Source organism: Stenotrophomonas sp. 57 (genome assembly GCF_030291075.1).
Classification (GTDB): domain Bacteria; phylum Pseudomonadota; class Gammaproteobacteria; order Xanthomonadales; family Xanthomonadaceae; genus Stenotrophomonas.
In genome coordinates this window covers 1,048,448-1,073,419 of the sequence record NZ_CP127407.1, presented here as the reverse complement: position 1 = coordinate 1,073,419, position 24,972 = coordinate 1,048,448, and the positions used below count along the sequence as shown (strand labels likewise).

The following is a 24,972-nucleotide window of genomic DNA, read 5'->3' as shown; positions in this document are numbered from 1 at the left end:
CGGCGTTTTTCATGGCGGCGCCAATGGCAGGATCGAAGACACACAGAGCTCCGCAGGCCATTGCCCAATATGCCCCTTGCCGAAAGGGAAAACGGGCCGGCCCGCCGCTACGATTCCGGTGAGTTCAACCGTCTGCTGCGGCGGCAGCACCAGGATGGGAATTCCATTCACCCACACGCCCTCAGCCGCCCATGGGTTCCGTACCGGTGGCCCGGGATGCAGTGCAGACATTTCAAAACGATCAACGTAAGCACCCCGCACGCGCACCAATCTCCCGTGATAGCGCGTGGGATCGGCCCGCAGCGCCTCGAGCGTGACCGGCAACGCACGGGACGGACTGAAACCCGGGCACCCCAGGCCGTTGGGCGCAATGCCGCCGCCGTCTACGTGCGCCGGCAGACGTACCAGCGCCGTCATCATCCCCGCGGTCAACGCCAGCGCGATTCCCTTCGACACGTCCACGCCACGGTCCTGCATGACAATTGCTGAAGCGCGAGCATACCGTTGCCGGAACTGCCGGGGTGCCCCATTTGCGCCCGCCCCCACCCCACCTAGAATGTGCCCATGAGCACCCTGACCTTCCGCGCCGCCACGTCGGCCGACATCCCCGCCCTGATTACCCTGGTCACCTCGGCCTACCGTGGCGACGCCAGTCGCGCCGGCTGGACCACCGAAGCCGACCTGCTGGATGGCGCCCGCATCGACGCCGAAGGCATCCAGGGCGACCTCGACCGCCCGCGCTCCACGATCCTGCTGGCCGAACGCGAGGGCCAACTGGTGGCCTGCGCCCACGTCGCCGATGTCGACGGCAAGGGCTACTTCGGCATGTTCTCGGTCGACCCGGCCCAGCAGGGCGGTGGCGTCGGCAAGCAGCTGATGGATGCTGCCGAAGCGCACGCCGCGCGCGAATGGAATGTGCCGGTGATGCAGATGACCGTCATCGACGTGCGCGAAGAACTGATTGCCTTCTACGAGCGCCGCGGCTACAGCCGTACCGGCATCAAGAAGCCGTTCCCGTATGGCGACGAACGCTTCGGCATCCCCAAGCGCGACGACCTGCGCTTCGAGATCCTGGAAAAGCCGCTGGCCGGAGCCGCCGCGTGAGCGAGGCCTGGACCTTTGTCTGTGCCGGCAACGAGCTGCTGCCGGGTGAAATGAAGAGCGTGTTCGACGAAGTGACCGGCACGCCGATCGTGGTGTTCAACCTCGACGGCGAGCTGTACGCACTGGAAGACCAGTGCACGCACGAAGAGTTCGAGCTTTCCTCGGGCGAGTTCAACACGACCGAAGGCAGCGTGGAGTGCGTGCTGCACGGCGCGCGCTTCGACGTGCGCGATGGCCGCGCCCTGTGTGCCCCGGCCTATACCCCGGTGCCCAAGTTCCCGGTGAAGCGGGAGCACGACGCGGTCTGGACCCGCGACGACCGCGATTGAGGCCGCGCCCGGCCTTCAGGGATCACCCTCGGGCGCTCCTACCGAAGAGCACCCACCCGCCGGGTGGATCTACCAGGGCGTCCTGAGCGGCGCCCCAGGGCCCTTTCGGGCCATCCGGATGGACCCCTGGATTGCGCATATGCGAATCATTATCGTTTATGTTATTCTACGTAACATCTTCGTAACGACTCCGCCTCTGCGCCATGGCTTCGCCCGCGCCCACCGCCGCGTTGTGCCAGCTCGCCCGCCACGGGTGGCCGCTGCTGGTGGCCGTGTTGCTGACGCTGCTGCTGGGCTGGTCGGCACTGCACGAAGGACGTGGTACGGCAACCGACGTGATGCCCACGGTGCACGCCCAGGGTGCCGCGCCCGCGTCCCCGCCACATGCACTGCCGCACGAACAGGCGATGCACCGCGCGGAGTCCGAACCTGATGGCAATCGCGGCGACAAGCCACCGGTGTTGCGACGGCTCTGCCTGCAGTTCCCACAGAGTGCCCCTGCGGACGCTCCGGCGACGCTGACACCGGCTCCCGCGGTGCACGGGCCGGACCGACGCCAGCCCCCCTCACAGGCACCGCCCGCGCTGCTGGCCTGACGCTCTGCTGCGCGCTGCGCAGTCGTATCCGCACGTTCCCCTTTTCGCTCCATGTCCTGCTGCCGCGCCGCCTGCGCCGGCCGCCCCTTCCTGTTCCCTCTCTGCAGACGCCCATGAAACCGATCAAGAGCCGCAAGCACGCTTCACCGCTTCGTACCCTGCCGCTGGCCACCGCCAGTCTTGCCGCCGGCTTTGGCCTGGCGGCGCTGCCCATGCTGGCCTACGCCGAAGCCGCCGACAACGCGCGCACCCTGGACAAGATCGATGTGCACGCTACCCGCGGCTACAAGGCTGACAAGGTGGCCTCGCCGAAGTTCACCCAGCGCCTGCAGGACACCCCGCAGACCATCCAGGTCATCACCAGCGACCTGTTCAACCAGCAGGGCGCCACCACGCTGACCGAAGCGCTGCGCAACAGCCCCGGCGTGGGCACCTTCTATGCCGGCGAGAACGGCAACACCACCACCGGCGACGCGCTGTTCATGCGCGGCTTCGACACATCCAACAGCCTGTACGTGGACGGTGTGCGCGACCTGGGCTCGATCTCGCGCGATGTGTTCAACATCGAACAGGTGGAAGTGACCAAGGGCCCGGCCGGCACCGACAACGGTCGTTCGGCACCGACCGGTGCAATCAACCTGGTCAGCAAGCAGGCCAACCGGCAGGACGCCACTTCGGCCAGCATTTCGCTGGGCAGCGACCAGCAGCGCCGCACCACGGCCGACTGGAACCAGTCGCTGGGCGCCACCAGCGCGCTGCGCATCAACGGCATGTGGCAGGACAGCGACCAGCCCGGCCGCGACCACGTGCAGAACAAGCGCTGGGGCATCGCACCGTCGCTGGCCTTTGGCCTGGGCACTGCCACGCGCTACTACCTCAACCTGCTGTACGTGAAGCAGGACAACGTGCCCGATGGCGGCGTTCCCACTCTGGGCTTGCCAGGCTGGACCCCGCAGCCGACCCTGGAAGCGCTGGCCGGCCACCCAATCGATCCGGAAAACTTCTACGGCACCCGCGCCGACCACGATGACGTGACCGCGAAGATGGCCACGTTCCGCTTCGAGCACGATTTCAACGACAGCGTGCGCCTGACCAACACCGCGCGCTGGGGCCGCACCGAACAGGACTACCTGCTCACCGCCTTCATGGGCACCGGCGTGCGCGGCGCGGGTGGCCGACCGACCGGCAACATCACCTATACCAACCCGGCTGACCTCTCCAGCTACGCCATCGCGCGCAGCCTGCCGACCTTCAAGGACCAGCGCAACACTATCCTCACCGATCAGCTGAACCTGCGCGCGGACTTCGCCACCGGCGCGGTCGGCCACGCGCTGAGCGCCGGCCTGGAGTTCACCCGTGAGGAACTGGACAGCTACGGCCAGGCCGCTACGGCCGGTACCAGCTGGCCCGCCGCCAACCTGTACGACCCGGACTGGAACGTCAGTGGCCTGAGCTGGGCGCACAACGGCGCCGATGCGCACGGCAAGACCACCACCTCCTCGGCCTACCTGTTCGACACCCTGTCCTTCGGTGAAAGCTTCCTGCTGACCGCTGGCGTGCGCGCCGACCACTTCAAGACCGAATATGCCAGCGCTTCGGTGTGCGGTGGCCGCGGTGGCCCGGCCTGCGGCAGCAACCCCACCGGTACCGTGCTGCGCAATCCGACGCTGGAAGCCAGCGACACCCTGCTGAACTGGAAGCTGGGTGCACTGTACAAGGTCGGCGACACGGTCAGCCTGTACGCCAACTACGCCATTTCCCAGCAGCCGCCGGGCGGTGCCAACTTCCAGCTGAGCAGCTCGGCCAGCAGCGCCGACAACCCGAAGCTGGACCCGCAGAAGGCCAAGACCTTCGAAGTGGGCAGCAAGTGGGGCTTCATGGACGATGCGCTGGCGGTGAACCTGGCGCTGTTCCAGACCGACGTGGACAACGAAATCAACACCACCGTGCTGGATGATGCCGGCAACCCGACTCAGACCGGCAGCAAGCGCGTCAAGGGCGTGGAGCTCTCCGCAGTCGGCCGCCTCACCGACAACTGGTCGGTCAGCGCCGGTTACAGCCATCTGGACACCGAAGTGAAGGAAGGTGCCAAGGTGGCCGCCGACGGCACCACCAACCTGACCTATACCCCGGACGACACGTTCACCGGCTGGACCAGCTACATCCTGCCCTACGGCATCACCGTGGGCGGCGGCGTGCGCTATGCCGCCGGCATGCACCGCGGCACCGACGGTGCGGTGGGCACCCCGTCGTTCACCAAATCCTACGTGGTGTACGACGCTGTCGTGTCCTGGGCGATCAACGAGAACATCTCGCTGCGCTTGAACGGCTACAACCTGTTCGACAAGCAGTACGTGGCCAGCATCAACAAGAGCGGCTACCGTTACACCCCGGGTGCCCCGCGCACCTTCCTGCTCAGCGCGGACATCCGCTTCTGATGCATTGCGCGGGGGAGCCACGCTCCCCCGCGCCCCAAAAGGAACCGCCATGCTGCTGCACATTCCCGACGTGCTTTCACCCCAGGACGTGGCGCAGGCACGCAGGCGGCTCGACGCTGCAGACTGGACCGACGGTCGCGAGACCGTCGGTACGCAGGGTGCAATGGTCAAGCACAACCAGCAGCTGGCGGATACCTCGCCCCTGAAAGCGGAGCTGGGCCGGGACGTGCTGGCCGCACTGAGCCGCAGCCCCCTGTTCTTCGCTGCAGCGCTGCCCCTGAAGATCCTGCCGCCGCGCTTCAACCGCTACACCGGCGGTGGCACCTACGGCTTCCATGTCGATGGCGCGGTGATGAACCTGGGCAACGGCGAACAGCTGCGCTCGGACATCTCCTGCACCCTGTTCCTGTCCGATCCGGACGAGTACGAGGGCGGCGAGCTGATCATCAGCGACACCTACGGCGAGCATGAAGTGAAGCTGCCGGCCGGCGACCTGATCGTGTACCCGTCCAGCAGCCTGCACCAGGTGCGGCCGGTCACCAACGGCGCGCGCGTGGCCTCGTTCTTCTGGGTGCAGAGCATGATCCGCGATGACGTGCAGCGGCGCCTGCTGTGGGAAATGGACGGCTCGATCGAGCGCCTGCGCCAGACCGGTGGCGACGCTGAGGCGGTGCTACAGCTGACCGGCGTGTACCACAACCTGCTGCGGCGCTGGAGCGAGGTCTGAGCCGGTTGCGGCCGTCCCGCGATCGTTTGGCAATCATTCTCATTTGCAACGGCTAACAGCTCTCATTACAATCACGCCCCGTTGATGCCGGCCGCTGCCGGCGACCGCCCGGGGACCCCTGCTTGCTGCGCCCGCTCCGCCCTCGCCCACTGATCCATCGCAAGATGGGTACCGCCATGCGCGGTCAGCGTCCCGCGCTGGCCAGCCTGCTGGCGTGGGTGGCGATGCTGGTGCTGCTGCTGGGCACCCTGCCGCTGTTGCCGCATCCGGCCACAGCGATGGCCGTGCAGGTCCCGCTGGAAGAACGTGGTGGCGAAGGCCCGTTGCAGGAAGAGGCCCCGGCCAAACTGCGCCGCTGCGCCTCCACCCCGACAAAAGCGGCCGAGAAGGCGCCGCCGCCGCTGTTGCTGGCCAGCCAGTGGCTGCGTACAGAACTTGAACTCGTACCCGCCACGCCGGCCATGCCCGGCGTGCGCCCGGACTGGCCGCTGGCCGCTCCGGACACGCCCTGGGCCGACGCGCCGGGGCGTCGCCAGCAACGCGGCCAGGCGCCGCCGCTCGCCTGATCCACGGCCCGACGTGACCGCCTGCGCGGTCGCGCCCGCACGCCGCTGCCTGCTTCATCCCTGCCGCCCCTGACCGGGCTTTCCGTGCATGCCGCGCCCTTCGCGCCCGGCATCGCACCTCTCTGCATCTTTCGAGGTAACTGCCATGGCCCAGCGCCATCGTGTCCGTTCGTCCCTGTCCCGCCCCCTGCTGACCAGCGCCGTGCTGGCGGCGATGGCGGCCCCTGCTCTCGCCCATGCGGAGATCGCCGACGCCCCGCAGACGCTGGACAAGGTGGTGGTCACCGCCTCCGGCTTCGAACAGAAGGTGGTCGATGCACCGGCCAGCATCAGCGTGGTCAGCCGCGAGGAACTGAGCAAGCGCCCGTACACCAACCTGGTCGACGCGCTGCGCGACGTCGAAGGCATCGACGTCGGCCTGGAGGCCACCGACAAGAACGGCCGCGCCACCATCTCGATGCGCGGCCTGCCGTCCGAATACACCCTGGTGCTGATCGACGGCCGCCGCCAGAGCAATGTCGGCCAGCTGTACCCGAACAACTTCGGCGGCGGCCAGTTCGCCTACCTGCCGCCGCTGGACGCGATCGAACGCATCGAAGTGGTGCGCGGCCCGATGTCCACCCTGTACGGCTCGGACGCGATGGGCGGCGTGATCAACATCATCACCCGCCGCAACCAGGACAGCTGGCACGGCGCGCTCACCCAGGGCTTCACCGTGCAGCAGGACAACCAGTTCGGCGATGCACGCACCACCGACCTGTACCTCAGCGGCCCGCTGCTGAAGGATCGCCTGAGCCTGGCGGTGCGCGGCAGCTACTACGATGCCAAGGCATCGAACCCGGAATGGGATGCGCTGACCCTGCCCGATGGCACGCTGTGGGAGCGCAGCATCGGCTTCGGTGGCGGCGGCAAGTCGGTGGCCAACACCAACTGGAACACCGGCGTGCGCCTGGACTTCCGCGTCAACGATGACCACGAGCTGTGGCTGGACTACGACGTCTCGCGGCAGAAGTACGACAACAGCGAAGGCCAGACCGGCACCCTGGACAGCCTGGCCAGCCTGTGGCGCGTCGGCAATGCGGTCATCCCGAACCCGAACGGCAGCGGCACGGTCACCCGCCGCGTGGTGCAGCCGCGCGTGGGCTACACCGCCTACCAGCGCTACGAGCGCGACCAGCTCTCGCTGACACACCAGGGCCGCTACAGCTTCGGCACCTGGCAGACCTCGCTGACCCACAGCAAGAGCAGCAACCTCGGCCGCTCGCTGCCGCTGACCCTGGACGAGCGCGCCAACCTGCAGACGCTGTGGAATGACGTCTGCCGTCGTACCGGTGCCGCCAACAACTGCGCGGCGGGCCGTGGCAATGCGCTGACCGCACTCAACCCCAGCGAAATGGCGCGCCTGCAGTCGTTCCTGCCGCGTCCGCTGCGCACCATGGAACTGGAAGGATACGTGCTCGACACGATGCTGGATCTGGACTTCGGCGCGCACACGCTGACCGTCGGCGGCCAGTACAACGACACCGACATGATCGACGGCGTGTTCGGCATGGATGGCGCCGGCTATCGCAGCAACACCCGGCAGAAGCACCGCATGTGGGCGCTGTTTGCCGAGGACAACTGGGCGCTGACCGATACCCTGACGGCCACCTTCGGCCTGCGCCACGACGACCACAACATCTTCGGCAGCCATCTCAGCCCGCGCGGCTACCTGGTGTGGAACGCCAACGATGCGTGGACCTTCAAGGGCGGCGTCAGCACCGGTTACAAGACGCCGCGCCCGGACCAGCTGTTCCCGGGCATCACCGGCTTTGGTGGCCAGGGCGTGCTGCCGCTGGTGGGCTCGCCGAACCTGAAGCCGGAAACCAGCACCAACTACGAGCTGGCCGCCTACTACGAAGGCCAGCGCTGGGGCTTCAACGTCACCGGCTTCATCAACACGTTCGAGGACAAGATCGCCAGCGGCGGCACCTTCCCGAACTGCGAAGTTGCGCCGGCCGGCAGCGGTTACTGCGTGGACATCGGCCCGGGCTGGGCGGCGCTGGGCTACAGCACCTTCACCCAGAGCGTGAACATCGACAAGGTTGAAACGCGTGGTGTGGAAATGGCGGCGCACGTCGACCTGCTCGACAGCCTGCAGCTGCGCGGCAACTACACCTGGACCCGGAGCGAGCAGACCAGCGGCGCGCAGAAAGGCCTGCCGATTGCCGGCACCACCCCGGCCAAGCACATGGCCAATGCCAGCCTGAACTGGCAGCTAAACGACGCCATCAGCCTGTCGCTGATCGGCGAGGGCCGCTACGACCGCTACCGCGACACCCTGCTCGACGCCAACGGCGCCAGCCAGACCCGTTACTACGAGGACTACACCCTCTTCCACCTGGGGGGCAGCTGGAAGGCAACGCCGTGGCTGACGGTCAATGCGCGGGTCAACAATCTGTTCGACAAGAACTTCGTCTCGCAGTCGTGCCTGCTGATCAGCCCGAGCGAGTTCAACTGCGTGGACGACTACGCGACCAAGGACCAGCGCCGCAGCTACTGGATCTCGTTGAACGCGACGTTCTGATCGCCGCGCCCTGCCCCTGCTCCACCCATGGCGTGGATCCAGCGATCGATGGTGCCGGCCGCTGCCCGGCAACCCGAAATACCTGCTCCGGGATACAGAACGACACGCAATTGCGAGCTATTCTCATCAATGATGTAATGGGCAGTCCCCGTCCGCCCCGAACCGTGCCGTGAGCCGTCCCGCGTCTTCCACCGTGCAGCAGCAACAGAACCGGGGCTTCTGGCTGCGGACGCTGCACCAGTGGCACTGGATCAGCTCCGCGGTTTGCCTGATCGGCATGCTGCTGTTCGCGGTGACCGGCCTGACCCTCAACCATGCCGCGAAGATCGAGGCCAAACCCCAGGTGCAGAACCAGCATCTGGAACTGCCGGCCGCGCTGCTGGGCCAGCTGGGCACGCGCGAGGACGGCAACGCGCCGATTCCGCGCCCGGCCCGGCAATGGCTGGATACGCAGCTGGGCATCGCCATCGGTGGGCGCCCGGCCGAGTGGTCGGCCGAGGAGATCTACCTGTCGCTGCCGCACCCCGGTGGCGACGCCTGGCTGAGCATCGACCGCGAAACCGGCGCGGTGGAGTACGAATCGACCTCGCGCGGCGTGGTCTCCTACCTCAACGACCTGCACAAGGGCCGCAATGCCGGCCCGGCGTGGGGCTGGTTCCTGGACCTGTTCGCCGTGGCCTGCCTGGTGTTCTGCATCACCGGCCTGTTCCTGCTGCACCTGCATGCGCGGCAGCGGCGCATGACCTGGCCGCTGGTCGGCCTCGGCCTGATGATCCCGCTGCTGATCGCCCTGCTGCTGATTCACTGACTTTCCCTCGTTTCCGGAGCCGCCCCATGCGCGTCACCCTGACCATCGCCCTCAGCGGCCTGCTGGCCACCTCGCCGGCCTATGCCACCACCCTCGACATCAACGTCGAAGTGCCCAAGCTCAACGTGGCCGAGTACCACCGCCCGTACGTGGCCGTGTGGCTGGAAGGCGCCGACCAGAAGGTCGCGGCCAACCTGTCGGTCTGGTACCAGCAGACCAGCAACAGCGAAGGCCATGGCACCAAGTGGCTGCCCGACCTGCGCCAGTGGTGGCGCAAGAGCGGCCGCACTCTGCAGGTGCCGGTGGACGGCGTGACCGGCCCGACCCGCCCGGCCGGCAAGCACGCGCTGTCGTTCAACGACAAGCAGCCGGCGCTGAAGCAGCTGGCCCCGGGCAACTACACCCTGGTGGTGGAAGCGGTGCGCGAAGTCGGTGGCCGCGAACTGCTGAAGATCCCCTTCACCTGGCCGGCCACCGCCGCGCAGAACGGCAAGGCGCAGGGCGCCACCGAACTGGGCCAGGTCACCCTCGCCGTCAAGCCCTGACCGTCTGTTCCGGGGTCAGAACCCCTTCGCAGTAAGGGCTCTGACCCCATCCACCCAACGCCCCTGGAGTCTTCCGCATGAAGCGCACGCTCGTCCTCGCCGCCGCCCTGGCCGCTGCCCTTCCCTTCTCCGCCCTGGCCCACAAGGCCTGGCTGCTGCCCTCGCAGACCGTGATCGCCGGCAACGCGCCGTGGATCACCGTTGACGGTGCGGTTTCCAACGACCTGTTCTATTTCAACCACATGCCGCTGCGCCTAGAATCGCTGGTGATCACCGCCCCGGACGGCAGCAGCGTGCAGCCGCAGAACGCAGCCACCGGCAAGTACCGCAGCGTGTTCGACCTCGAACTGAAGCAGCCGGGCACCTACCGCATCGCCTCGGTCAACGACGGCCTGTTCGCCACCTACGAACAGAACGGCGAGCGCAAGCGCTGGCGCGGTACCGCCGCCACCTTCGGCGAACTGCCCAAGGATGCGAAGAACCTGGAAGTGAGCCAGTCGGTGGGCCGCGTGGAGACCTTCGTCACCAACGGTGCGCCGAACGATACCGCGCTGAAGCCCACCAACCATGGCATCGAGCTGATTGCCGTCGGCCACCCGAACGACCTGTTCGCCGGCGAGGAAGCCACCTTCCGCGTGCTGGTCGATGGCAAGCCGACCGCCGGCCTGGCATTCGAGATCGTGCGTGGCGCCACCCGCTACCGCAACGCGCAGGACGAGCTGAAGCTGACCAGCGATGCCAAGGGCGAAATCAAGGTGACCTGGCCGGAAGCCGGCATGTACTGGCTGGAAACCGGCACCGAAGACAGCAAGACCTCGGTGAAGCAGGCCGCCAAGCGTCGCCTGAGCTACGTGGCCACGCTGGAAGTGCTGCCGCAGTAATGTGGACCGCGATGCCGGGCGCGCCCCGGCGTCGCCGCCGCAACGCATCACCATGACCGATTCCCTGCTCGACATCGCCCGCCTCGGCGGCACCACCATGGGCACCACCTGGAGCGTGTCGCTGGTCGCGCCGCGCCAGCGCGACCTGCACCCGCTGCACGCCGGCATCCAGGCGCGCCTGGACGAGGTGGTCGCGCAGATGAGTACCTGGGAAACCCGCTCGAACCTCAGCCGCTACAACAGCGCCGATGCCGGCCAGTGGTGCACCCTGCCGAACGAGACCCGCACGGTCGTGGCCTGCGCCCAGGCCATCGCTGCCGCCAGCGACGGTGCGTTCGATCCCACCATCGGTCCGCTGGTGGCACTGTGGGGTTTTGGTGCACATGCCGGTGACCGCCGCCAGCCCGACGCCGCTACGCTGCAGGCCACGCGCGAGCGCTGTGGTTGGCAGCGCCTGCAATGGCAGGGCGACGCACTGCTGCAGCCGGGTGGACTGGTACTGGATCTGTCGGCGATCGCCAAGGGGTTCGGCGTCGATCACGTGGCCGCCTGGCTGCGCGATCAGCGCATCGCTGCTGCACTGATCGAGGTCGGTGGCGAACTGGCCGGCTACGGCCGCAAGCCCGACGGCCAGCCGTGGCGCGTGCTGGTGGAATCCGCACCCGAAGAAGACGCGCACACCGGAACACCACCGCGGGTGCTGGCGCTGGACGGCAAGGCGGTCGCCACATCGGGCGATCGCTGGCACCAGTACCAAGCCGATGGCGAGGCCTACAGCCACAGCCTCGACCCGCGCAGCGGCAGGCCGGTTCGCCAGGTTGCAGCGGCGGTGACGGTGGTCGCCGACGACGCGATGCATGCTGATGCCTGGGCCACCGCACTGACCGTACTCGGCCACGAACAGGGCATGGCGCTGGCCGAACGCGAAGGACTGGCCGTGCGTTACCTGCAACGGGCCGCCGAAGGCCCCCGCGAATTCCTCAGCAGCGCCTTCCAGCGCCTGCTCGACGGGCAGGACGCATGAGCGCACGCCCATCGCGCGCCTGGCTCGGCAACGCGCTGGTCCTGCTGCTGCTGGCAGTGATCGGCTGGGCGCTGCTGCGCCTGCATCTGGGCGACGCCTGGTGGCAGGGCGCCCCACCGGCACGGCAGTCGCAGATCGCGGTGATCGCCACGGCGCTGTATGCGCTTGCCTGCGCTGCACTGTGGTGGCGTGGGCGACCGCGCGACGATGCTGCTTCTGGCGACGTCGCACCGATCCTGCTGGTCTGGTCCAGCCAGACCGGCTTCGCCCGCGAACTGGCCGAACGCAGTGCCGAGGCATTGCGTGGTACCGACGTGCCGGTGCGCGTGCGCGGCCTGCATGAGGTCGATGCCACCTTGCTGGCCGGCAGCCAGCGTGCATTGTTCATCGCCAGTACCACGGGCGAAGGCGACCCACCCGATCATGCGCTGCCGTTCCTGCGCGGGGTGATGGCCTCACCGCCTGCGCTGCAGCACCTGCACTACGGCGTGCTCGCACTGGGCGACCGCAGTTACGGCCACTTCTGCGGATTCGGCCACCAGCTCGACCAGTGGCTGCGCCAGCACGGTGCGCATCCGCTGTTCGATGCGATCGAAGTCGACAACGCCGATCCGGCCGCACTGCGCCATTGGCAGCAGTTGCTGGGCCAGCTCGGCGGCGGCGCCAGCGAGCTGCCCGACTGGAGCCCGGCCGAGTACCAGCCGTGGACGCTGCTGCAACGCACGCATCTGAATCCCGGCAGCCCGGGCGGCGCGGTGTACTGGCTGCGCCTGCAGCCACCGGCAGGCCACAACGTGCAGTGGCAGGCCGGTGACATTGCGGAGATCGGACCACAACACGCACGGGACAGCGCGCGTGCGTGGCTGGACGCGCAGGGGTTCAATGCGGATACCGTGCTGGATGACGGGCAGACGCTGCTGGCACGCGTCGCGCGCTCACACCTGCCCTCATTGGTTCCCCCGGGTGATCTGCCCGCATTGCTGGCGACCCTGCAACCACTGCCCCATCGCGAGTACTCGATCGCCTCGGTGATGACCGACGGCGCGGTGGAACTGCTGCTGCGTCGCCAGCTGCGCGCGGACGGCACGCCTGGCATCGGTAGTGGCTGGCTGTGCGATCACGCGGTCATCGGCGAGCCGGTGCAGCTGCGCCTGCGCCGCAACGACAACTTCCGTGGCGTGGCCGCCGACATGCCGTTGCTGTTGATCGGCAACGGCACCGGCATCGCCGGCCTGCGCGCGCACCTGCACGAGCGCGCCTTCAGTGGTGCGCGCCGTACCTGGCTGCTGTTCGGTGAGCGCACCGCTGCGCATGATTTCCACTTCGGTGAGGAACTGCGGGCGATGCTGGCCGACGGCTCACTGGCGCGGTTGGATGCCGTGTTCAGCCGCGATGGCGGTGCGCATCGCTATGTGCAGGACCGGCTGCTGGCCGAAGCAGCAACACTGCGGCAGTGGGTGGATGAAGGCGCGACGATCCTGGTCTGCGGCAGCCTGCAGGGCATGGCCCCGGCCGTGGATGCCGTGATCGAGCAGGTGCTGGGAGCGGACGGCAAGGAAGCGTTGCTGCTGGCCGGTCGTTATCGACGGGATGTGTATTGAACGAACCCTCGGGGTCGGATCCCTTTCCGCAGAAAAGGGCTCTGACCCAACCACAAATGCTCTCTGGCGGGTGCGAACCTTGGTTCGCACCATGACGCCGGGCATGGCCCGGTGCTACCCGGCGCTCGTTACCCGAATCGCCAACAACTCGCCACCGCCCTGCACCGCATGCCGCTGCCGCTCACCGGCTGCCAACCACGCGGTATCGCCGGCCTGCATCGGCGACAAGCCGCTGTCGGCACCAAATTCGAGATGACCGGCCAACAGGTGCAGCGCCCAGGCAACACCCGGTTCGCAGAAGAAGAACATCGACCCCACCAACGGCCGGTGCAGCAGTTCGGCCTGCAGCAGCCCGCGCTTCCACATCAGGTTGAAGTCATGGGTGGTGCCGTTCACCAGTTCGCCATGCAACGTTTCCTCACCCGCAAAGCGCACCCGTCCATGCGGTGGCAGCACTTCCGCCACGCGGCCATCTTCGAAGCGCAGGCGCACGCCATTGCCCTGCAGCAGCACCAGCTCGCGCTCCACGCCGGGGAAGGCGGAGAACGCGGCATCCTGCTCGATCTCGGCCACCGACAGGCGCAGCGCCCAGTCATCGCCCTGCGCGGGCAGGCGCAGGATCTCGCGGGTCCAGCCAAGCCCATTCCGCCAGCGTTCGCGACGATAGTCCAGGCTGGAAATGACCTGGCTCGGAGTGTGCAGCAGGGAGTCGATGTTCATCGGCGCATTGCATCATGCCGCGCGCCGCCGTGCATCACCGCGTAGCGAGCGTGCCCTGGCCACCACACTCGCCGCCCAGCAGCTGCGAGTGCTTCAGCCAGTCCTGGTCGGGGTAATAGGCGAACACCATCGTGCCGCCACGCAACGCGTCGATGAGTGGCTTGGCCACCGACAGGCGCACCGCCGGGCAGCCCAGGCTGCGGCCGAGCCGTCCCTGCAGCTGCGCGGTCGCCGGATTCACGTACGGCGCGCCATGGATGACGATGGCCCGTTCCCGCGCCCGGTCGTTGAAGCCCGGTTCCAGCCCCGCGAGGCGCAGCGAATAACCGTTGCCGCCCATGTAGGTTTCCTGCGCGGTGAACGCGCCGAGGCTGGACATGAAACTGCCGTCGCGGTTGGAGAAGTGCTCGGTGCGGTTCTCGCCGCTGTTGCGGCCATGCGCCACCCATTCCTCGAACAACAGGCGCTGGTGGGCCAGGTCGAACACCCACAGCCGCGGCTCGGTGGAGGGCCGCGAGTAGTCGATCACGCTGAGGCGATCACCGTTGATGCCCAGCTCCGGCCGTTGCAGTGCGCAGCGCATGGCGTGTGCCGCCAGCTGCAGCACGTGGCGGTCGGCCTTGGGCGCGCTGCGCGACAGCAGGGCAGCGAGATCATCGGCAGAGGTGGCGAGGGCGGGCGTCTGTGCCAGCGCCGGGGCGCTGGGCGAGGTCGCCAGCAGGCCGAACGCGGCCAGCCGGCACAGGCGGGATGCAGTCATGGGCACAACGAGGGCGTCAGTTGCCCTTGAGGGTGGACCCTGGCGGCTCGGATTCCAAGACCGGCTGCATTCCGGATTCAGCCGGGCTTGGGCGGACCGCCGGCAGCGAGGTCACCAGCAGGGTCGTGCCCGGCACCAGCACCTGGTACAGCTGGCGGGCGAAATCGGCCGGCAGCGCCATCGGCAGCGAGGGCGTGGCCAGCAGGTCCGGGGTGGCCTGGGCCCGGTCCTGGCCCAGCAGCGGGTAGGCCGTCCACTGGTGCAGGCGCTGGTTCGCGTCCAGCGGGCTGGGGGTGTCGCTGTAACCCTGCCCCATCACGAACAGGGTGGTGCCCTGGAAGGCCGGCAGCGCGTCGGCCTTCAACGGTGACTCGCCGATCATCACGCCATCGCGCAGCACGTACAGGCGCTGGTCGTGCAGGCTGACCAGGATGCCGACCTGCCCGGCCGGGGCCAGGCTGTCGTTCCACCAGGCCTGCGCCGGAGCAGCGCCCCCGGTTTCCGGCAGGGCCTGGCCGCGCGCGTTCACCGGCGCCAGCACCGACGGATAGGCCAGGGTCATCGGCGAGCTCTTGGCATCGGCCACGACCACCGTATCGCCGCGCTGGGTTTCGCTGAACAGCTTCTGCGCGAAGGCCTGCGGCAGGCGCACGCAGCCGTGCGAAGCCGGATGCCCGGGCAGGCTGCCGCCATGCAGGGCGATGCCGTCCCAGGTCAGCCGCTGCATGTAGGGCATCGGCGCGCTGTTGTAGAGGTTGGACTTGTGGTCCTTGTCCTTCTGCAGGATGGTGAACACACCCGTCGGCGTCTCGTGCCCGGCCTTGCCCGAGCTGATCGTGGTCAGGCCGATGGCGATGCCATTGCGGTAGACGTAGGCGCGCTGTTCATCAAGGCTGACCACCAGCACGATCGGGCCGGTCGGCGAGATTTCCGGATGCCACAGGTATTCGCCCGGCTTGAGGTCGGTCGGACCGCGCACCTCGGCGGTGGCCGCAGCGGCAGCCGGAGGCTTGGCGGCCGGCGTCGGCGCAGCGGCCTGGGCCAGCAACGGCAGGGCCAGTGAAAGGGCGAGCATCAGGGTCGTGGGGCGATGCGGAAACATCCAGCGGGTGTCCTTTCCATGCGGAGCGGCCACCGTACACCATCGCCCCGTGGTGGCTGCGGCAAAACCGGGCGCCGGAAATGAAACTGCCCGGCGACACAGCCATGTGTCGTACCGGGCAATCGTTACGTCCCTGTCGGCCTGCTGCCGCCCCCTCGCATCCTGCGCTGTGGGGGTAGCGTTGCATCCTGCACGCGGCCGCGTCTGTCCTGTTTGTATCTCAGCCCCTTCCACAGGTCTGTGATGCCACCATCCTGGTGATTGGTGCCGCGTCCTGCGGCGGTCGGTGGGCACAGGCGTCCTGCCTGTGTCCGGTGAACCAGCCTCCTGCCGGTTCCGACGATTCCTGCTGTCAGCGCCTGGGTACGGTTCGCACCGGTACCGATCCGGGTACCGGATCCGCCGGCAACAACCTGTTGCCTACGGTGATCCGCTGTCGATTCCGTTCGACGATTGCATTCCCTATTCCCTTCACCTGCGTCAGGTCCTCGACGCGATGAAACGGACCGTGTCTGCGCCGGTGCTCGACGATCGCCTCGGCCTTGGCGGCTCCGACCATCGTCAATCCCTGCTGCAGCGCCTGGGCATCGGCGCGGTTGATGTCGATCGGTTCGGCGGCATGCGCCCCAGCGATCCCCATTCCCAGCACCAGTGCCCTCAACACGACAAACCAAGGCACGACGTGTATCTCCTTGTGGTTCTGGCCGTCCCGACCGGCAATCCCGTCGGCAGGAACAGTGTCCGTCACCACATGTGCACAGCCTATCGGTTTCCCGTATTTCCGTAAGCCAGCCAAATACCCGACGTTATGTAGGAAAAACCCTACCCACGGCACAGGCGTAGAATGGCCGGATCACAGCCCATGCAACCGGAGTTTCAGATGGACAGCGCCAAGCTCGGCCAATTCGTCAATGACAAGTGGGACAGCGAGATCATCCCGCAGTTGGTCGACTACATCCGCATTCCCAACAAGTCGCCGATGTTCGACGCCAATTGGGTGCAGAACGGCTACATGGAACAGGCGGTCACCCTGATGGAGAACTGGGCCAAGGCCCAGCAGCTGCCCGGCCTGAAGGTTGAGGTGGTGCGCCTGGAAGGCCGTACCCCGCTGATCTTCCTGGAAATTCCGGCCACCGGCGCCGAAACCGGCGACGACACCATCCTGCTCTACGGCCACCTGGACAAGCAGCCGGAAATGACCGGCTGGGACGACGACCTCGGCCCGTGGACCCCGGTCCTGCGCGGCGACAAGCTGTACGGCCGCGGTGGCGCCGACGACGGCTACGCCATCTTCGGTTCGCTGGCCGCGGTGCTGGCGCTGCAGGCCCAGGGCCTGCCGCACGCCCGCTGCGTGGTGCTGATCGAAGCCTGTGAGGAATCGGGCAGCTACGACCTGCCGGCCTACGTCGACCACTTGGCCGACCGCATCGGCAAGCCGTCGCTGGTGGTCTGCCTGGATTCGGGTTGCGCCAACTACGACCAGCTGTGGTGCACCACCTCACTGCGCGGCCTGACCGGCGGCAACTTCACCGTGAAGGTGCTCAACGAAGGCGTGCATTCCGGCGATGCCTCCGGCGTGGTGCCGTCCAGCTTCCGCCTGCTGCGCCAGCTGCTCTCGCGCATCGAGGACCAGGACACCGGCCGCATCTTGATCGACGGCATGAACGTTGAAATTCCGGCCGAGCGCCAGGAACAGGCCAAGCGCGCCGCCGAAGTGGTCGATACCGAGATCTTCGAGAAGTTCCCGATGGTCGACGGCCTGCGCCCGATGAACGAGGACCTGACCGAGCTGGTGCTCAACCGCACCTGGCGCCCGGCGCTGTCGGTCACCGGCGTCGGCGGCATGCCGCCGCTGGAATCGGCCGGCAACGTGCTGCGCCCGCAGACCTCGGTGAAGCTGTCGCTGCGCCTGCCGCCGACCGCCGATGGCAAGACCTGCGGCGAGCTGCTGAAGGAAGCGCTGCTGCGCGACCCGCCGAACGGCGCGCAGGTCACCCTGGACCTGGAAAAGGCATCCACCGGCTGGAACGCCCCGGCCATGGCGCCGTGGCTGACCCAGGCCATCGACGACGCCAGCCAGGCCTTCTTCGGCAAGCCGGCGATGTACATGGGCGAAGGCGGCTCGATCCCGTTCATGGGCATGCTGGGTGAGAAGTTCCCGGGTGCGCAGTTCATGATCACCGGCGTGCTCGGCCCGCACTCCAATGCGCACGGCCCGAACGAGTTCCTGCACATCCCGATGGGCAAGAAGGTCACCGCCTGCGTGTCCAAGGTGATCAGCGAGCACTACGCCGCCAGCCTGCGCGGCGAGACCAGCGGTTCGCCGGTGGCGGCCGACAGCGGCACGCGCCACGGCGACCACGGCTGCTGCTGAATCCGGTACACCGTGACGGACGCAGCCTGGCCTTGCTAGGCTGCGTCCACCCCAAGCGGAACACATGCACATGAATGGTCTGTTCGGCAGCAGCAGCTGGCTGTACATCCTGCTGGTCGGCTTCTTCGTCGGCCTGCTCGGGCGCTTCTTCATGCCCGGCAACAACCGCATGGGCTGCCTGTTGACCATCGTGCTGGGCATCCTTGGCGCGTTGCTGGCCGGCTGGTTCGGCCAGTACATGGGCTGGTACGCGCCCGGCGAACCGGCCGGTTTCCTCGGTGCGGTGTTGGGCGCGGTGGCCGTGCTGGCCCTCCTGCGCCTGTTCAGCGGCCGCCGCTGAGCCCTCCTTCCCTTCCTGTTCCCGACGTTGGCGCGCCCGGCGCGCCCGGATATGCCTGCATGACCGAACCCGCCTCCGATCCCCAGCGCAGCGCGCAGCGCCTGCAGTGGGCCCGTAGCCAGCTCGAAGATGCGAGTGCAGTGGTCGAACGCGCTTCGGTTGATGCCGGCATGCGCAGCTACTGGCGCACCACCAGCACGCGCGGCACCCACATCGTGATGGACGCCCCGCCGGGGCTGGAAGATCCGCGGCCGTGGCTGCGCATGCGCGGCCTGCTGCACGACAACGGCCTGCGCGTGCCCCTGCTGCTCGCCCAGGACCTGGAAGCCGGCTTCCTGCTGCTGGAAGATCTCGGCGGCCCGACCCTGGCGAAGATCCTCGACGAGCGCAACGCCGATGAATGGTTCGGTCGCTCGATCAAACAGCTGCTGCGCCTGCAGGCGATTCCGGTGCCGGCCGACTTCGGCCAGTTCGGCGAAGCGCTGCTGCAGCGTGACGCTGGCCTGTTCGACGAATGGTTCCTGCAGCGCCACCTGAACCTGGAGCTGGACTGCGGCGAGATCGAAGGCCTGCAGCTGGTGCATCGCCGCCTGATGGACAACGCGCTGGGCCAGGCCCAGCTGATGACCCATCGCGACTACATGCCGCGCAACCTGATGCCGGCCGACGACGGCCCCGCCGTGCTGGATTTCCAGGACCTGGTGCGCGGCCCGATCGCCTACGACGCGGTGAGCCTGTTCAAGGACGCTTTCCTGAGCTGGCCGCTGCAGCGCGTGGACGAGTGGCTGGCGCAGTACCACGAGCGCGCGCGCGATGCCGGCCTGCCGGTGCCCGACCGCGCCACCTTCCTGCGCGACGCCGACTGGATGGGCATCCAGCGCCATGTGAAGATCCTCGGCCTGTTCTGCCGCCTGCGCTACCGCGACAACAAGGGCCACTACCTGGACGATGCGCCGCGCTTCATCACCTATCTGGATGAAGTGCTGCCGCGCTATCGCGAACTGGCGCCGCTGCAGCAGTTGCTGGACGACCGCATCAAGCCGGCGCTGGCCGAACTGGCTGCACCGATGCGCGCGGCCCGATGAAAGCCTTGGTCTTTGCCGCAGGCCTCGGCGAGCGCATGCGCCCGCTGACCCTGCACACGCCCAAACCGTTGCTGGAAGTGGCCGGCAAGCCCTTGATCGTCTGGCACCTGGAACGCCTCGCCGCGCTGGGCGTGCGCGAGGTGGTGGTCAATACCGCATGGCTGGCCGAGCAGTTCCCGGCGACGCTGGGCGATGGCAGCCAGTGGGGCCTGCAGCTGCACTTCGTGCACGAAGGCGAGACCCCGCTGGAAACCGGCGGCGGCATCCTCAACGCACTGCCGGTGCTGGGCGATGCACCGTTCCTGGTGGTGAATGGTGACATATGGACTGATTTCGATTTCGCCACGCTGCCGCGCGAACCACAGGGCCAGGCGCATCTGGTGCTGGTCGACAATCCGGTGCAGCACCCCAACGGCGACTACCGGCTGGACCCGCAAGGCGTGCTGCATCACGACCGCGAAGGCCCGTGCCTGACCTATGCCGGCATCGGTGTGTACCGGCCTTCGATCGTGGCCGATTGGCGCGCGGTGATCGGTGATGCGCCGGGCAGCGAGCGGGTGCCGCCGAAGTTCTCGGTGGTGCCGCTGCAGAAGCATTTCATGGCGCAGGGATTGATGACGGGGCAGCACCATCGTGGGCGTTGGACCGACGTGGGTACCGTGGATCGCCTGCGCGCGCTGGATGTGGAGTTGGCGGCGAACGGCTGAGCCCCTCGTGGCTGGACTCATTGAAAGCAGAAGCCGTGCTTGGCCGGGCGGGGTGGGCCCGCGGGGGACGCCGTGAACCCGTCCCTGGGGGCTTGGCCGCGGCATCCATGCCGCGGACACCCCCGCGAACCCACCCCGCCCGGCCTCTGACAGTTTCCGTGGGCGTCCAGGCACGGAAGAAAGAAAGAAAAGCAGAAGCGGGTCGCTTCGCTGCGCTTGCTCCGGTGACGACCAACGGTCGTCACCCACCACAAGCAAGACACTTGTCGACCAAGGTCGACACCCACCAACAGCAGTGCAGTACGCAGTCCCGGCAGATCGCGGGAACCTGTCGAAGGCGGGGTGGGTCCGGTTGCGGGGGCGTGAGCCGCATGGATGCGGCGACCGAGCTTACATGGACGTACTTGCAGCGTCCCCCGCAACCGGACCCACCCCGCCATCCCACGGATAGCCAGCTTTTGACGTTGACGTTGCTTCGGCTTCAGCGGGTGCAGGGCGCAGCCCTGCAAACAAACCCCACCCTCAGTAACGAGGCCGGCCTTCTTCCAGCACCTGGCGCAGGAACGGCACGGTGATCCGCCGCTTGGCTGCCAGCGATTCGCGGTCCAGCCAGTCCAGCAGCGTGATCAGTCCACCCAGTTCACGCCCGGTGTGCGACAGCAGCCACTCGATGGCGGCCTCGTCGATCGCCAGCCCACGGCGAAGTGCACGCTCACGCAGCACCGCCGCGCGACCTTCCTCATCCAACGGCTGCAGCAGCACGCGCACGCACTGGCCCAGCCGCGAACGCAGGTCCGGCAGCACCAGGCCCAGTTCTTCCGGCGCCTTCTGCGCCGTGTACAACACGGTGACGCCCGCGGCGCGCGCACGGTTGTGGAAATCAAACAGTGCGATCTCGTCCTCGCGATGGCCGGCGACCTCATCCAGGCCATCCAGCGCCACCAGTTCGCGCGAGTCCAGCCCATCGAGCGCCGCGCGCACGCGGCCGGCCGCGCTGGCCAGCGGCACGTAGGTCGGCAGGCGGCCGGCCTGCTCGGCACTGGAACACATCGCCAGCGCCTGATGGGTCTTTCCGGTGCCCGCCGCCCCTTCCAGGTATACCCAATCGTGGCTGGCGCCCACTGCGATCGCGCGCAGCTGCGCCAGCGCGCCATCCGGCGCGCCGATGAAGGTCTCCAGGCGCTGGTCCCGCGGGTAGTGCAGGGCCAGCGGCAGTTGCGGCACACCCATCACTTCAGGTCGGGGCCCTTGTCGTTCGGGATGATGATATGGGGCTGGTCGACCACGCCATCAAGCACGATCGCCGGCTTCTCACCGACGTACAGCTCACTCTGGCGGTAGCGCTGGTGGGCATAGCGCAGCAGCACGTTGGTCACCGCCGCCACCGGCAACGCCAGCAGCATGCCGAGGAAACCGAACAGCTGGCCACCGGCCATCACCGCGAAGATCACCGCCACCGGATGCAGGCCGATCTTGTCGCCGACGATGCGCGGGGTCAGCACGTAGCTCTCCAGCAGCTGGCCGACGGTGAACACCACGCCGACCAGGATCAGCAGCTTCAGGTCGAAGCCCTGCGCCTGCACCAGCGCGGCCACGATCGCCATCAGGATGCCGGTGGTCGCGCCCAGGTACGGGATGAAGCTGATCAGGCCGGCAATCAGGCCGATCAGCAGGCCCAGCTTGAGGCCGACCAGCGACAGGCCGCCGGCGTAGATCACGCCCAGCGCCAGCATCACCAGGAACTGGCCGCGGATGAACGCGCCCAGCACGTCGTTGGACTCACGCGCCAGCGCGCTGATGGTGCCGATGTGGTTGCGCGGGATCACCGAAGCCACGCGCTCGACCAGCTTGTCCCAGTCACGCAGGAAGTAGAACGCCAGGATCGGCAGCAGCAGGATGTTGACCACCCAGGTCACCATCGCAAAGCCCGAACGCGAGACGTAGCCCATGAACGTGGTGGCGAAGCCGCCGGCCTGCTGCCAGTGGCTGCGCACCCAGTCGATCAGGCGGTCCGGATCCAGCCACTGCATCACTTCCAGGCCGGTCTTCTGCTCGAACCAGGGAATGCCCTTTTCCATCAGCCACGCCTGTGCCTGCGGCGCGACTGCGATCAGGGTGGTGATCTGGCGCTCGATCATCGGCACCAGCACCAGCAGCAGGGCCACGATCACCAGCACCATCGCCGCGAACACCAGCACCACGCCGGTCATGCGCGAACGGCCGGTGGCCTCGATGCGGTCCACCAGCGGGTCGCCCAGCCAGGCCAGCGCCAACGCCATCACGAACGGAGTCAGGATCGGCGCCAGCAGCCACACCACCCAGCCGACCAGGCCGGCGAACAGGATGTACTTCAGGCGGCGCAGGAACTGCGCGATTTCCGCTTCCGGGGTCAGAGTCATCGCAGGCGGTACTCGTTGCTGACCGGGGCGGCCACGGGGGCACCGGTGGTGTCATCGATCGGCGCCGGCAGTGCCGGCAGCGTGGCGCTCGGCACCAGCACGCCGTTGTCGCCCAGCATGCGGTTGAAGCCGGCCAGGCCGGTGGTCATCTCCAGGCTCAGTTCCAGCTGGCCAGCCGAGGCGTGCAGCGGGGTGACGTTGCGCACCACCGGCACCTCGCGCAGGCCGGCGGCCAGGCGCAGGTAGTCGTCGGCGCTGTTGATGCCGGTCACCACCACGCGGTAGGTGCCGGCCTGGCCGGTCGCCACGCCGGCCTTGGCATAACGCTTGACCAGCGCATCGGCGGCGCCGTCGGCACCGGCCGCCATCGCACGCATGGCGTTGGCGTCCTTGCTGGTCCACTTGTTCAGTTCGCGGCCGTTGTCGACGAACACCCAGTCGGCCTGCCAGCCACCATTGGCGCGGTACAGCTTGCCGATCAGCTGCATCGGCGGCGAATAGCGCGACGAGGCGCGGGCCACGGCGGCACTGTCCTGGCGCCAGATGGCCCCGGCCAGCGCCTGTTCGGCAGCCCCCCCAGTGGGCAGCCCCAGCTTGTAGCCACGCTCGATGGCGCGGTTCAGCAGCGGTCGGGCGGCATTGGCCTGCTGCACGCTGACAAGGCGCGGGCCGGTGCCGTCATCGACGGCCAGCCACAGCACCGGCTTCGGTCGCGGCTGCGGCCACAGCGGCAGGCCCAGCGCCGACACCAGCGAATCCACGTCGTCCTCGCGGAAGCGTGCCACCAGCAGGGTACGGAAGCTGGGGGCGCCGCTGGCGCTCACGCTCTGGTCCTGCTTGTAGTCGTAGCTGGCCACGTAATCCTTGGCATTGCGCAGGGCCTGCACAACGCCGGGGCGTGACATCACGTTGCGATCGCCGGACAACTTGCCCAGAACCACGCTCAGCGCGCGGGCCAGGGCGCCGTTGCGATCGGCTTCGGCCTGGCTGTTGACGGGCACTTCGGCCTCGTACGCGCCCGTGGCGGTGGCGACATCACCCTCGGTGCGCAGGCCACTCTGGGCCATCGTGGCCACCGGCAGGCTCAGTGCAATGAGCAGGGTCAGAATCAGGCTGCGGCGCATCAGGACATCCATTGGCTCGACGTATCCGGGGGGAATTGTTGCCCGAATACGGACTTTGCGCCAATGCGGCCTGTTAAAATCGCCCGTTCAACCCCTGCCAGCGCCGACGCCCGTGACCAACACCCCGTCTTCCGCCCCCTCCCCCCTCACCTACCGTGACGCGGGTGTCGACATCGACGCCGGCAATGCGCTGGTCGAGCGGATCAAGCCCCTGGTCAAGCGCAGCTTCCGCCCGGAAGTGATGGGCGGCCTGGGCGGCTTCGGCGCCCTGTTCGACCTGTCCAACAAGTACCGCGAGCCGGTGCTGGTGTCTGGTACCGATGGCGTGGGTACCAAGCTGAAGCTGGCCCACCAGCTGAACCGCCACGATACGATCGGCATCGACCTGGTCGCGATGTGCGTGAACGACGTGCTGGTGCAGGGTGCCGAGCCGCTGTTCTTCCTGGACTATTTCGCCACCGGCAAGCTGGACATCGACACCGCTGCGGCGGTCGTGGGTGGCATCGCCAACGGCTGCACCGAGGCCGGCTGCGCGCTGATCGGCGGCGAAACCGCTGAAATGCCCGACATGTATGCCCCGGGCGAGTACGACCTGGCCGGCTTCACTGTCGCCGCGGTCGAGAAGAGCGAGCTGAAGGACGGCGCCAGCGTGGCCGCCGGCGACGTACTGATCGGCATCGCCTCCTCCGGCCCGCATTCCAACGGCTATTCGCTGGTGCGCCGCATCTACGATCGCGCCGGCCGCCCGGCCGATCTGGAGCTGGAAGGCGGCGTGAAGCTGGTCGATGCGCTGATGGCGCCGACCCGCCTGTACGTCAAGCCGATCCTGTCGCTGCTGAAGTCGCACGGCGAGGCCATCCACGGCATGGCCCACATCACCGGTGGTGGCCTGACAGAGAACATCATCCGCGTGGTGCCCGACGGCCTCGGCCTGGACATCCAGGCCTCGTCCTGGACCCTGCCGCCGGTGTTCCAGTGGCTGCAGAAGGAAGGCGCGGTAGCCGACAGCGAGATGTGGCGCACCTTCAACTGCGGCATCGGCTTCGTGCTGATCGTCGCGCCGGACCAGGTGGCTGCGGTGTCCGAGGCGGTCAAGGCGCAGGGCCTGGAGCACTGGACCATCGGCCAGGTGGTCAGCGCCGAAGGCGCCGAGCGCGTCCACATCGGCTGAGCCCG

At 67.8% G+C, this 24,972-nt stretch carries 25 protein-coding genes; 17 read left to right on the top strand and 8 right to left on the bottom strand.

Annotation, left to right across the window (positions count from 1 at the left end; all coding sequences use genetic code 11):
* Nucleotides 1-9: 9 nt before the first annotated feature.
* Nucleotides 10-477, bottom strand: coding sequence for a hypothetical protein (locus QP512_RS04930; protein ID WP_286071154.1), 468 nt, complete (start codon nucleotides 475-477; stop codon nucleotides 10-12).
* Between the two features lie 87 nt (nucleotides 478-564).
* Here QP512_RS04930 and QP512_RS04925 point away from each other — a divergent pair, with 87 nt between their 5' ends.
* From QP512_RS04925 to QP512_RS04870, 12 genes are all read left to right on the top strand, one after another.
* On the top strand, nucleotides 565-1,104 hold the full coding sequence (locus QP512_RS04925; RefSeq protein ID WP_286071152.1) for a GNAT family N-acetyltransferase: 540 nt from the start codon (nucleotides 565-567) through the stop codon (nucleotides 1,102-1,104).
* Nucleotides 1,101-1,433 carry a non-heme iron oxygenase ferredoxin subunit gene (locus QP512_RS04920; RefSeq protein ID WP_012479365.1) on the top strand — a complete coding sequence of 111 codons (333 nt, stop codon included), beginning with the start codon at nucleotides 1,101-1,103 and terminating at the stop codon, nucleotides 1,431-1,433. The genes QP512_RS04925 and QP512_RS04920 overlap by 4 nt, the downstream gene beginning before the upstream one ends.
* Nucleotides 1,434-1,636: 203 nt before the next feature.
* Nucleotides 1,637-2,029, top strand: coding sequence for a hypothetical protein (locus QP512_RS04915; RefSeq protein ID WP_286071151.1), 393 nt, complete (start codon nucleotides 1,637-1,639; stop codon nucleotides 2,027-2,029).
* Nucleotides 2,030-2,142: 113 nt separating this feature from the next.
* Complete coding sequence (locus tag QP512_RS04910; RefSeq protein ID WP_286071150.1) at nucleotides 2,143-4,467, top strand: catecholate siderophore receptor Fiu; 2,325 nt, start codon at nucleotides 2,143-2,145, stop codon at nucleotides 4,465-4,467.
* A 49-nt stretch (nucleotides 4,468-4,516) separates the two neighbouring features.
* Nucleotides 4,517-5,194: a Fe2+-dependent dioxygenase gene (locus QP512_RS04905; RefSeq protein ID WP_286071149.1), complete on the top strand. Its 678-nt coding sequence runs from the start codon at nucleotides 4,517-4,519 to the stop codon at nucleotides 5,192-5,194.
* A gap of 164 nt (nucleotides 5,195-5,358) precedes the next feature.
* The gene (locus QP512_RS04900; protein WP_286071148.1) at nucleotides 5,359-5,760 is read left to right on the top strand and encodes a hypothetical protein; all 402 of its coding nucleotides are present in this window, start codon (nucleotides 5,359-5,361) and stop codon (nucleotides 5,758-5,760) included.
* 145 nt (nucleotides 5,761-5,905) lie between these two features.
* Nucleotides 5,906-8,326, top strand: a complete 2,421-nt coding sequence (locus QP512_RS04895) for a TonB-dependent receptor (protein WP_286071147.1) — start codon at nucleotides 5,906-5,908, stop codon at nucleotides 8,324-8,326.
* A gap of 169 nt (nucleotides 8,327-8,495) precedes the next feature.
* The gene (locus QP512_RS04890) at nucleotides 8,496-9,134 is read left to right on the top strand and encodes a PepSY-associated TM helix domain-containing protein (protein ID WP_188247970.1); all 639 of its coding nucleotides are present in this window, start codon (nucleotides 8,496-8,498) and stop codon (nucleotides 9,132-9,134) included.
* Nucleotides 9,135-9,160: 26 nt separating this feature from the next.
* Nucleotides 9,161-9,679, top strand: a complete 519-nt coding sequence (locus QP512_RS04885) for a DUF2271 domain-containing protein (RefSeq protein ID WP_004147429.1) — start codon at nucleotides 9,161-9,163, stop codon at nucleotides 9,677-9,679.
* A 77-nt stretch (nucleotides 9,680-9,756) separates the two neighbouring features.
* Nucleotides 9,757-10,560: a DUF4198 domain-containing protein gene (locus tag QP512_RS04880; RefSeq protein ID WP_286071146.1), complete on the top strand. Its 804-nt coding sequence runs from the start codon at nucleotides 9,757-9,759 to the stop codon at nucleotides 10,558-10,560.
* Between the two features lie 52 nt (nucleotides 10,561-10,612).
* Nucleotides 10,613-11,584: an FAD:protein FMN transferase gene (locus QP512_RS04875; protein ID WP_286071145.1), complete on the top strand. Its 972-nt coding sequence runs from the start codon at nucleotides 10,613-10,615 to the stop codon at nucleotides 11,582-11,584.
* Nucleotides 11,581-13,185, top strand: coding sequence for a sulfite reductase subunit alpha (locus QP512_RS04870; protein ID WP_286071144.1), 1,605 nt, complete (start codon nucleotides 11,581-11,583; stop codon nucleotides 13,183-13,185). Before QP512_RS04875 ends, QP512_RS04870 begins: the two co-directional genes overlap by 4 nt.
* Before the next feature lie 114 nt (nucleotides 13,186-13,299).
* On the opposite strand, the gene QP512_RS04865 is transcribed toward QP512_RS04870, so the two are convergent.
* The 4 genes from QP512_RS04865 to QP512_RS04850 form a co-directional block, all read right to left on the bottom strand.
* A complete protein-coding gene (locus QP512_RS04865) occupies nucleotides 13,300-13,905 on the bottom strand; it encodes a HutD family protein (protein WP_286071143.1) in 606 nt (201 codons plus the stop codon).
* A gap of 34 nt (nucleotides 13,906-13,939) precedes the next feature.
* Nucleotides 13,940-14,665, bottom strand: coding sequence for a murein L,D-transpeptidase catalytic domain family protein (locus QP512_RS04860; protein ID WP_286071142.1), 726 nt, complete (start codon nucleotides 14,663-14,665; stop codon nucleotides 13,940-13,942).
* Between the two features lie 16 nt (nucleotides 14,666-14,681).
* Complete coding sequence (locus QP512_RS04855) at nucleotides 14,682-15,767, bottom strand: L,D-transpeptidase (protein ID WP_286071141.1); 1,086 nt, start codon at nucleotides 15,765-15,767, stop codon at nucleotides 14,682-14,684.
* Between the two features lie 352 nt (nucleotides 15,768-16,119).
* The gene (locus QP512_RS04850; protein ID WP_258012983.1) at nucleotides 16,120-16,407 is read right to left on the bottom strand and encodes a helix-hairpin-helix domain-containing protein; all 288 of its coding nucleotides are present in this window, start codon (nucleotides 16,405-16,407) and stop codon (nucleotides 16,120-16,122) included.
* Between the two features lie 240 nt (nucleotides 16,408-16,647).
* Here QP512_RS04850 and QP512_RS04845 point away from each other — a divergent pair, with 240 nt between their 5' ends.
* The 4 genes from QP512_RS04845 (at nucleotide 16,648) to murU (ending at nucleotide 20,273) form a co-directional block, all read left to right on the top strand.
* On the top strand, nucleotides 16,648-18,141 hold the full coding sequence (locus QP512_RS04845; protein WP_286071139.1) for a M20 family metallopeptidase: 1,494 nt from the start codon (nucleotides 16,648-16,650) through the stop codon (nucleotides 18,139-18,141).
* 70 nt (nucleotides 18,142-18,211) lie between these two features.
* Nucleotides 18,212-18,481, top strand: coding sequence for a GlsB/YeaQ/YmgE family stress response membrane protein (locus tag QP512_RS04840; RefSeq protein WP_286071138.1), 270 nt, complete (start codon nucleotides 18,212-18,214; stop codon nucleotides 18,479-18,481).
* Nucleotides 18,482-18,540: 59 nt separating this feature from the next.
* Nucleotides 18,541-19,566, top strand: coding sequence for a phosphotransferase (locus tag QP512_RS04835; protein WP_286071137.1), 1,026 nt, complete (start codon nucleotides 18,541-18,543; stop codon nucleotides 19,564-19,566).
* The gene (gene murU, locus QP512_RS04830) at nucleotides 19,563-20,273 is read left to right on the top strand and encodes an N-acetylmuramate alpha-1-phosphate uridylyltransferase MurU (RefSeq protein WP_286071136.1); all 711 of its coding nucleotides are present in this window, start codon (nucleotides 19,563-19,565) and stop codon (nucleotides 20,271-20,273) included. Before QP512_RS04835 ends, murU begins: the two co-directional genes overlap by 4 nt.
* A gap of 522 nt (nucleotides 20,274-20,795) precedes the next feature.
* Here the strand turns inward: murU and hda are convergent.
* The 3 genes from hda to QP512_RS04815 are packed head-to-tail and all read right to left on the bottom strand — an operon-like array spanning nucleotide 20,796 to nucleotide 23,796.
* The gene (hda, locus tag QP512_RS04825; protein WP_286071135.1) at nucleotides 20,796-21,503 is read right to left on the bottom strand and encodes a DnaA regulatory inactivator Hda; all 708 of its coding nucleotides are present in this window, start codon (nucleotides 21,501-21,503) and stop codon (nucleotides 20,796-20,798) included.
* Nucleotides 21,503-22,672 carry an AI-2E family transporter gene (locus tag QP512_RS04820; protein WP_286071134.1) on the bottom strand — a complete coding sequence of 390 codons (1,170 nt, stop codon included), beginning with the start codon at nucleotides 22,670-22,672 and terminating at the stop codon, nucleotides 21,503-21,505. Before QP512_RS04820 ends, hda begins: the two co-directional genes overlap by 1 nt.
* Entirely contained in the window at nucleotides 22,669-23,796 is a 1,128-nt protein-coding gene (locus QP512_RS04815) for a DUF2066 domain-containing protein (RefSeq protein ID WP_286071133.1), read from the bottom strand. Before QP512_RS04815 ends, QP512_RS04820 begins: the two co-directional genes overlap by 4 nt.
* Nucleotides 23,797-23,908: 112 nt before the next feature.
* Between QP512_RS04815 and purM the strand changes: the two genes are divergently transcribed.
* Nucleotides 23,909-24,967, top strand: a complete 1,059-nt coding sequence (gene purM, locus QP512_RS04810) for a phosphoribosylformylglycinamidine cyclo-ligase (protein WP_286071132.1) — start codon at nucleotides 23,909-23,911, stop codon at nucleotides 24,965-24,967.
* The last annotated feature ends 5 nt before the right edge of the window (nucleotides 24,968-24,972 follow it).